Genomic DNA, 7,034 nt, shown 5'->3' with positions numbered 1-7,034 from the left:
CTTGGCCATACACCGCCAGCGTGGAGCTGCAATGACCATCTACAAGAACGTGCTCGACATGATCGGCAACACCCCGATGATCGAGTTCAGCCATCTCGATACCGGGCCCTGCACGCTGTACGCCAAGCTGGAGCTGGCCAATCCCGGCGCGTCCATCAAGGACCGCATCGCCATGACCATGATCGAGGAGGCGGAGAAGCGGGGCGACATTTCGCCTGGCGACACGCTGATCGAATCCACCGCCGGCAACACCGGCCTGGGCCTGGCGCTGGTCGCCCAGCAAAAGGGCTACAAGCTGGTGCTGGTCATCCCGGACAAGATGTCGCCGGAGAAAGTCTTCAACTGCCGCGCCATGGGTGCGGAAGTGATCCTGACCCGCTCGGACGTGGCCAAGGGCCATCCCGAGTATTACCAGGACTATGCCAAGCGCCTGGCGGATGAAAACGGCTGGTTTTACGTCAACCAGTTCGGCAACTCGGACAACCCGCTGGCGCACGAGCGCACCACCGGTCCTGAAATCCTGGCCGAGCTGCCGGATGTCGATGCCATCGTGCTCGGCGTCGGTTCCTCCGGCACCATCACAGGCCTGACCAAGTACTTGAAAGAACATGCACCGCACGTCGAGATCGTGCTGGCCGATCCGGAAGGCTCGATCCTGGCGCCGTACATCAACACCGGCGAAATGATCGAGGCGGGCTCCTGGCTGGTGGAAGGCATTGGCGAGGATTTCATTCCCGACATCTGCGATCTCAGCCAGGCGAAGAAGGCCTACAGCATCCCCGATGCCGAGGCCTTCGAAACCGTGCGCCAGGTGCTGCTGCAAGAGGGCATCCAGGCAGGTTCATCGTCGGGCACGCTGTTCGCTGCCGCGCTTCGGTATTGCAGGGAACAGACCGAGCCGAAGAAGGTCGTGACCTTTGCCTGCGACACCGGCAATCGCTACCTCTCCAAGGTCTACAACGATTTCTGGATGTTCGACCAGGGCTTTTCCCGTCGCCGGGAGTTCGGCGACCTGCGCGACCTGATCTCGCGCCCGCAGGAAGATCGTTCGACCGTGGTCGTCGGTCCCAAGGACACCCTGGCGACGACCCACAATCGTCTCCGCAACCACGGCTTTTCGCAGATTCCGGTGGTGGATGGCGAAACCTATCTTGGCGTGATCACCGAGGCCGACCTGATCTCCGCGGTGATGCGCGGCGGTTTCTCGCAACAGGCCGAAACGGCAATGAACCCGAATTTCCCGACGCTGGAAGTCACCGAGCCGCTCGGCAAGCTGATGAGCCTGCTGGAAATCGAAACCTGCGTGGCCATCGTGGACAACCGCGAGAACAAGACCGGTTTCCACGGCGTCATTACCCGATCAGACATTCTCAATCACCTGCGCAAGCAGCACGGCTGAAACAGGATTATCCAATGAGCACCGACAAGGCGAAAAAAGGTTTCAACACCCGCGGCATTCACGCAGGCCAGGAGCCCGACCCATCGACCGGCGCCATCATGACGCCGATCTACCAGACCTCGACCTACGTGCAGTCTGCGCCGGGCGAGCACCAGGGCTTCGAGTATTCGCGCAGTCACAACCCGACGCGCTTTGCCTACGAGCGCTGCGTCGCCGATCTCGAATCCGGCAAGGCCGGTTTTGCTTTCGCCTCTGGCATGGCTGCTACCGCGACCGTGCTCGAGCTGCTGGATTCCGGTGATCATGTCATTGCCAGCGATGATCTCTATGGCGGTACCTTCCGCCTTTTCCATCGCGTGCGTGAGCGCAGCGCCAACCTCAAGTTCGATTTCATCGACATGAGCGATCCGAAGAATGTCGAAAAGGCGATTCGTCCGGAAACGAAAATGATCTGGGTCGAAACGCCGACCAATCCGATGCTGAAGCTGGTGGATCTCGATGCCATCGTCCACATCGCCGCTGAGCGCGGCATCATTGCCGTCTGCGACAACACGTTCGCGACACCCTGGGCGCAGCGTCCGTTGGAGCATGGTTTCGACCTGGTCCTGCATTCCGCGACCAAGTACATCGCCGGCCATTCCGACATCGTCGGTGGCATGGTCGTTGCGGGTGATGATGACCTTGCCGAGCGCATGACCTTCCTGCAGAACTCGGCCGGTGCCGTGCAGGGGCCGTTCGATTCCTTCCTCGCCTTGCGTTCCCTGAAGACGCTGGGCCTGCGCATGGAGCGGCATAACGCCAATGCGATGGAAGTGGCAAAATTCCTCGAAGGCCATGACAAGGTCGAAAAGGTCATCTACCCGGGGCTGGAATCGCATCCACAGTACGAGCTGGCGCAGCGCCAGATGAAGGGCCCCGGCGGCATGATCTCCATCGTGATCAAGGGTGGTTATGGCGAGGCCAAGGACTTCCTGCAGAAGCTGAAAGTCTTCGCGCTGGCCGAATCGCTGGGTGGCGTCGAGTCGCTGGTGAATCATCCGGCGGTCATGACGCACGCCTCCGTACCGCCAGAGAATCGTGAAAAGCTCGGCATCAGCGACAACCTGGTGCGCCTGTCCGTGGGCATCGAGGATGTCGAAGACCTGATCGAAGACCTCAAGCAGGCGCTGGCATGAGCCAGCGCAAACTGCTCGAGAAGGGCAAGTCAGCAGGCGCTGGCTTGAAGCTGGCCTGAAACACAGCCCCATGAACGACACGCCGGTTTTCCGGCAATCGCTCGAAGACACCGCCGCCGCCATTGCCGATGGCCTGGCGGTGGATGGCTTCCACGTCTGTCGCGATTTCCTCTCGCCCGCGGTGCTCGCCGACCTGCGCACGCGCTTGCGACTCTGGTGGGAGGAGGGCGAGCTGCGCCGTGCAGCCATAGGCCGCGGTGAAAAGCGCAAGATCGACGACGACATCCGCGGCGATTACGTCCGCTGGATCGATACCGACTCGAACGGCGTGTTTGCCGAATTCTTCGCCGCGCATTACGAACCCATTCGCCTGGCCCTGAACCGCGAGCTGCAACTCGGGCTCTGGGATTACGAAGGCCATGTCACCGTCTATCCACCGGGCAGGTTCTATGCCCGGCACATCGATCGCTTCACCGATGCCGCGCATCGCAAGGTGTCCTGCATTCTCTACCTCAACGAGGACTGGCTGCCCGCGGAGGGGGGCGAGTTGCGGCTGTATCTTCCCGACGTCGATGGATACGAGCAGTCGCAGGATGTCCTGCCCGAGGGCGGCACGCTGGTGACCTTCCTGTCCGACCGTTTTCCGCACGAGGTCCTGCCGGCAACTCGCGAGCGTTTCTCTCTCACCGGCTGGTTCTGCACGAGACGCTGACATTCCGAATCGCCTTGCCTTGCGATGCGCTTCGAATTTGGTTAAACCATCAGCCTGACTGATACCGGAAAAGGGGCCGCAGGCATGCATTTGATCAGTATTACCGGAATTTTCGAAAACACCTTCAAGAACACCTGGAAGTGGATCCACATCTTCCTGCCCATCGGCCTTGTCGTATCGCTGGTGTCGCTGTTTCTCAATTCAATGTTCTTCAACCAGGCATTGGCCGCCAATGCGACGTTTGGCGACGGGCTTGCATCATTCTGGCAGTCCTTCGGCTTGATGATGCTGCTGGGCGTGACCATGTACGGGCTGCAGCTTTCTCTCTATGCAGCTGTGCTGGAGCGGCGCGGGGATTGGATGAACTTCGGCCTGTTACGTTTTGCGAAGCGCATCGTGTTCGTGTTTATCGGGGTGCTGATCTACTACTTGATCTACCTGCTTGGCGCCATGTTGCTGCTGATTCCCGGCCTGATGGCTGCGATCCTGCTCAGCATGATGCCCATGTTGATTCTTCTCGATGGCAGCAATCCATTCAGGGCCGTCCAGGAGAGCTTCGACCTGGTCTGGGGCAATGCCTGGATGTTCCTGGGTGTGAACCTGATCTTCATTGTCGCGATCGTCGCGATTTCCCTGGTACCGGGATTCTTTATCGGCTTTGGCGAAACCGTCGGCATGGCCAGCGGGTCCATCGCGCCAGATTTCGGTGCCTGGCAAACCTATCTCTACCTGGTACTGAATGGCGTCGTGATTTCGCTTTACTCGGTGTTTTTCCTGGAAACGTTCTACGACCTAAAGCGTGTGCGGGAAGAGAAGCGCAAGCTGGTCGAAGAGGACGGGCGGGAATAGCTCCAGGTTCGTGATCTGCAAATCAACGCTGGTCAACTACGACGCGCGTTCCGGCCTTGATGTCCCCGGTTCGCGCGTTTTCTTTTGAGTCGCGAATCGCGATGTAGGCCCAGAGCCAGAAGACGGGCAGGAATTCGATGGCGCGCCAGAGGTTCCGAACGAGGACCTGTTTTGCCGACGGCGGCCTGCCCGAGGCATCCACCACCTTGATCTTCATCATGCGCTTGCCGATCGAGTTGCCCTGCATCAGCAGTTCGATGACGGGGTGATACAGGAAGTAGGTCGCCGTCGACAGCCAGAAGGACAAGGCATGACGTGCAGCAAAGGGAGCCGCCATGTCGAAAAAGATCCCGAAGCCGAATTGCCCGGCGTGGAAATAAACGGGAATGGTTTCGAAAAAGACCAGGAAACCCCAGAGGGCGATCGGGATGGTGCGAACATGCCAGTCGACCACGAAGGCGCCAAAGCGGCTGTCGAGGTCGGCGTATTTCATGCCATCCGCCGACATGGTCATCAGGCGCCCAGCTCGGCCAGCTGGTCGGCCTGGTATTCGTTCATCAGGCTTTCGAGGATTTCATCCATGTCGCCCTGCATGACCTGGTCGAGCTTGTAGAGCGTCAGGTTGATGCGGTGGTCAGTGACGCGACCCTGCGGGAAATTGTAGGTGCGGATGCGTTCCGAGCGATCGCCCGAGCCGACCAGCTTCTTGCGATTCGCGGACTGCTCGCTTTGCTGCTTTTCCTGCTGCTCGGATATCAGGCGCGCTTTCAGGTAGTTCATCGCCTTGGCGCGATTCTTGTGCTGGGAACGGTCTTCCTGGCACTCGACCACGATGCCGGTCGGCAGGTGGGTGATGCGGATGGCGGAGTCGGTCTTGTTGACGTGCTGGCCGCCGGCGCCGGAGGCGCGGAAGGTATCGACCTTCAGGTCGTTGGTATCGATGTCGATTTCCTCGACATCATCCAGCTCCGGCATCACCGCGACGGTGCAGGCCGAAGTGTGGATGCGGCCCTGGCTTTCCGTTTCGGGGACGCGCTGGACGCGATGGGCACCGGATTCGAATTTCAATCGTGAATATGCGCCGCTGCCGATCAGGCGCGAGATGACTTCCTTGTAGCCGCCATGCTCGCCCTCGGATTCCGACAGCACTTCGATTTTCCAGCCCTGGCGCTCGGCATAGCGCGAGTACATCCTGAACAGGTCGCCGGCAAAGATCGCGGCTTCGTCGCCACCGGTGCCGGCACGGATTTCCAGGAACAGGTTGCTGTCGTCATGAGGGTCGCGCGGCAGCAGATGTTTCAGCAGCATCGGCTCGAGTGCTTCGAGTCTTTCCCGGGCGGTGGCAATCTCGTCTTCCGCCATGGCCCGCATGTCGGCATCGGAGTCCTCGGCCATGCGCTCGGCTTCGGCGAGATCCGCTTCGGCCTGGCGGAAGGCATTGAAGGATTGGGTCACCGGCTCGAGGCGGGAGTATTCCTGGGACAGCTTGCGGAATTCATCCTGCTTGTTGATCACGTCCGGATCGGCCAGCAGGCCTGACAGCTCCTCGTGCCGGTCGAGCAGGCGTTCGAGCTTGTCGCGGATCGAGTCCTTCACTCCGCATCCCCGTCTTCATCAAGCGGCTTGCGGTCCAGCTTGTCATCCAGCTGGAACAGCTCGGCGGCGGCCCGAATGATGTCGTTGCGTGAATCGGCTGCGGCCTCGCGAAGCGAGGCGGTCGGGGCATGCAGCAAGCGCTTGGTCAGGGTGCTGGCCAGCCACTGCATGACTTCTTCGGTCGGCTTGCCGGCGGCAAGCATGCGTTCGGCTTTTTCCAGGGCGCGGCGCTGCTCGATTTCACCATGCTCGCGAAGACCCTGGATCAGCGGCACGGCATCGAGGGTCCTGAGCTGGTCGATGAACAGTGCGGCGCGAGCCGTGATGATTTCTTCCGCGTCGGCCGCGGCCTTTTCACGCTGGCTGCGGTTCTCGTCGATAACGCCGTGCAGGTCGTCGACGGTGTAGAGGAAGACGTCGTTCATCTCGGCCACGGCCGGATCGATGTCGCGCGGCACGGCGATATCGACCATGAACACCGGTTTGCTGCGGCGCTTGCCAAAGGCCGCTTCCACGGTGGGACGTTCGAGGATGACGTTCGGCGCTGCCGTGGAGGAGATCACGATGTCGGCTTCACCCAGGTGGGCGGGAATTTCGTCCAGGCCGATCGCATAGCCGGAAAAACGGCTGGCCAGGTCATGGGCGCGTTCCTGGCTGCGGTTGGCGACGATCATGCGACCGAGGCCCTTGTCGTGCAGGTAGGTTGCGGCCAGTTCGATGGTCTCGCCAGCGCCGATCAGCAGCGCAGTCTGTTTTTCCAGCTTGCCGAAGATCTGGCGGGCCAGGTTCACGGCGGCGTAGGCAACCGACACCGGGTTGGCGCCGATCGCCGTGTCGGTACGAACCTGCTTGGCGACGGAGAAACTGTACTGGAACAGGCGATGGAGAACCGGGCCGACTGCACCTCTGGCCCGGGCCTGCTCGTAGGCCGACTTCAGCTGGCCGAGAATCTGTGGCTCGCCCAGGACCATGGAATCCAGGCCACAGGCGACGCGCAGCAGGTGCTGCACCATGTCCTGCTGCTCGTGAGCGTAAAAGCGTTCACGCACCTCCGGATCGTCGGGAGCGCGCTCGCTGGCCAGCCAGTCCAGCAGGGCATCCGGCGTGGCGGCATCGAGATTGCAGTAGATCTCGGTGCGGTTGCAGGTGGACAGGATCACGGCCTCGGACACCTCCGGCAGCGCCTGCAGCTGGCCGAGCGCAGCATCGAGCTGCTCCGCGGAGAAGGCCATCTTCTCGCGGATCTCGACCGGCGCGGTCTGGTGATTGATTCCGAGGGTGTAGAAAGGCATTTTTCTCTGCC

7 protein-coding genes are annotated in these 7,034 nt (G+C 61.0%); 4 read left to right on the top strand and 3 right to left on the bottom strand.

The annotated features are described in order from the left end of the window. Positions 1-31 precede the first annotated feature (31 nt). The 4 genes from R3217_03110 to R3217_03095 all read left to right on the top strand — a co-directional run bounded on the left by R3217_03110 (position 32) and on the right by R3217_03095 (position 4,135). Positions 32-1,399: a pyridoxal-phosphate dependent enzyme gene (locus R3217_03110; protein MDX1454421.1), complete on the top strand. Its 1,368-nt coding sequence runs from the start codon at positions 32-34 to the stop codon at positions 1,397-1,399. Between the two features lie 14 nt (positions 1,400-1,413). Beyond that, positions 1,414-2,574, top strand: coding sequence for a cystathionine gamma-synthase (locus R3217_03105; GenBank protein ID MDX1454420.1), 1,161 nt, complete (start codon positions 1,414-1,416; stop codon positions 2,572-2,574). Positions 2,575-2,644: 70 nt separating this feature from the next. Then, a complete protein-coding gene (locus R3217_03100) occupies positions 2,645-3,286 on the top strand; it encodes a 2OG-Fe(II) oxygenase (GenBank protein MDX1454419.1) in 642 nt (213 codons plus the stop codon). 84 nt (positions 3,287-3,370) lie between these two features. Next, entirely contained in the window at positions 3,371-4,135 is a 765-nt protein-coding gene (locus tag R3217_03095; protein ID MDX1454418.1) for a hypothetical protein, read from the top strand. A 22-nt stretch (positions 4,136-4,157) separates the two neighbouring features. Here R3217_03095 and R3217_03090 read toward each other — a convergent pair whose 3' ends face one another. From R3217_03090 to hemA, 3 genes are read right to left on the bottom strand one after another with little or no spacing between them, the layout of a single operon-like run. Then, positions 4,158-4,649: an RDD family protein gene (locus tag R3217_03090; GenBank protein ID MDX1454417.1), complete on the bottom strand. Its 492-nt coding sequence runs from the start codon at positions 4,647-4,649 to the stop codon at positions 4,158-4,160. Further along, on the bottom strand, positions 4,649-5,731 hold the full coding sequence (prfA, locus tag R3217_03085; protein ID MDX1454416.1) for a peptide chain release factor 1: 1,083 nt from the start codon (positions 5,729-5,731) through the stop codon (positions 4,649-4,651). The genes R3217_03090 and prfA overlap by 1 nt, the downstream gene beginning before the upstream one ends. After that, positions 5,728-7,023, bottom strand: a complete 1,296-nt coding sequence (gene hemA / locus R3217_03080) for a glutamyl-tRNA reductase (GenBank protein MDX1454415.1) — start codon at positions 7,021-7,023, stop codon at positions 5,728-5,730. Before hemA ends, prfA begins: the two co-directional genes overlap by 4 nt. Positions 7,024-7,034: the final 11 nt, after the last annotated feature.

The sequence above is a fragment of the Gammaproteobacteria bacterium genome, from assembly GCA_033720895.1.
Classification (GTDB): Bacteria; Pseudomonadota; Gammaproteobacteria; order Natronospirales; family JAJUFS01; genus JAWWBS01.
This window is presented reverse-complemented; position numbering and strand designations above follow the sequence as displayed.

Excerpts from the sequence above, each read along its gene's own strand:
- R3217_03110 (MDX1454421.1), top strand. The coding sequence starts at position 32 with ATGACCATCTACAAGAACGTGCTCGACATGATCGGCAACACCCCGATG.
- R3217_03105 (MDX1454420.1), top strand. The coding sequence starts at position 1,414 with ATGAGCACCGACAAGGCGAAAAAAGGTTTCAACACCCGCGGCATTCAC.
- R3217_03100 (MDX1454419.1), top strand. The coding sequence starts at position 2,645 with ATGAACGACACGCCGGTTTTCCGGCAATCGCTCGAAGACACCGCCGCC.
- R3217_03095 (MDX1454418.1), top strand. The coding sequence starts at position 3,371 with ATGCATTTGATCAGTATTACCGGAATTTTCGAAAACACCTTCAAGAAC.
- R3217_03090 (MDX1454417.1), bottom strand. The coding sequence starts at position 4,649 with ATGACCATGTCGGCGGATGGCATGAAATACGCCGACCTCGACAGCCGC.
- hemA (MDX1454415.1), bottom strand. The coding sequence starts at position 7,023 with ATGCCTTTCTACACCCTCGGAATCAATCACCAGACCGCGCCGGTCGAG.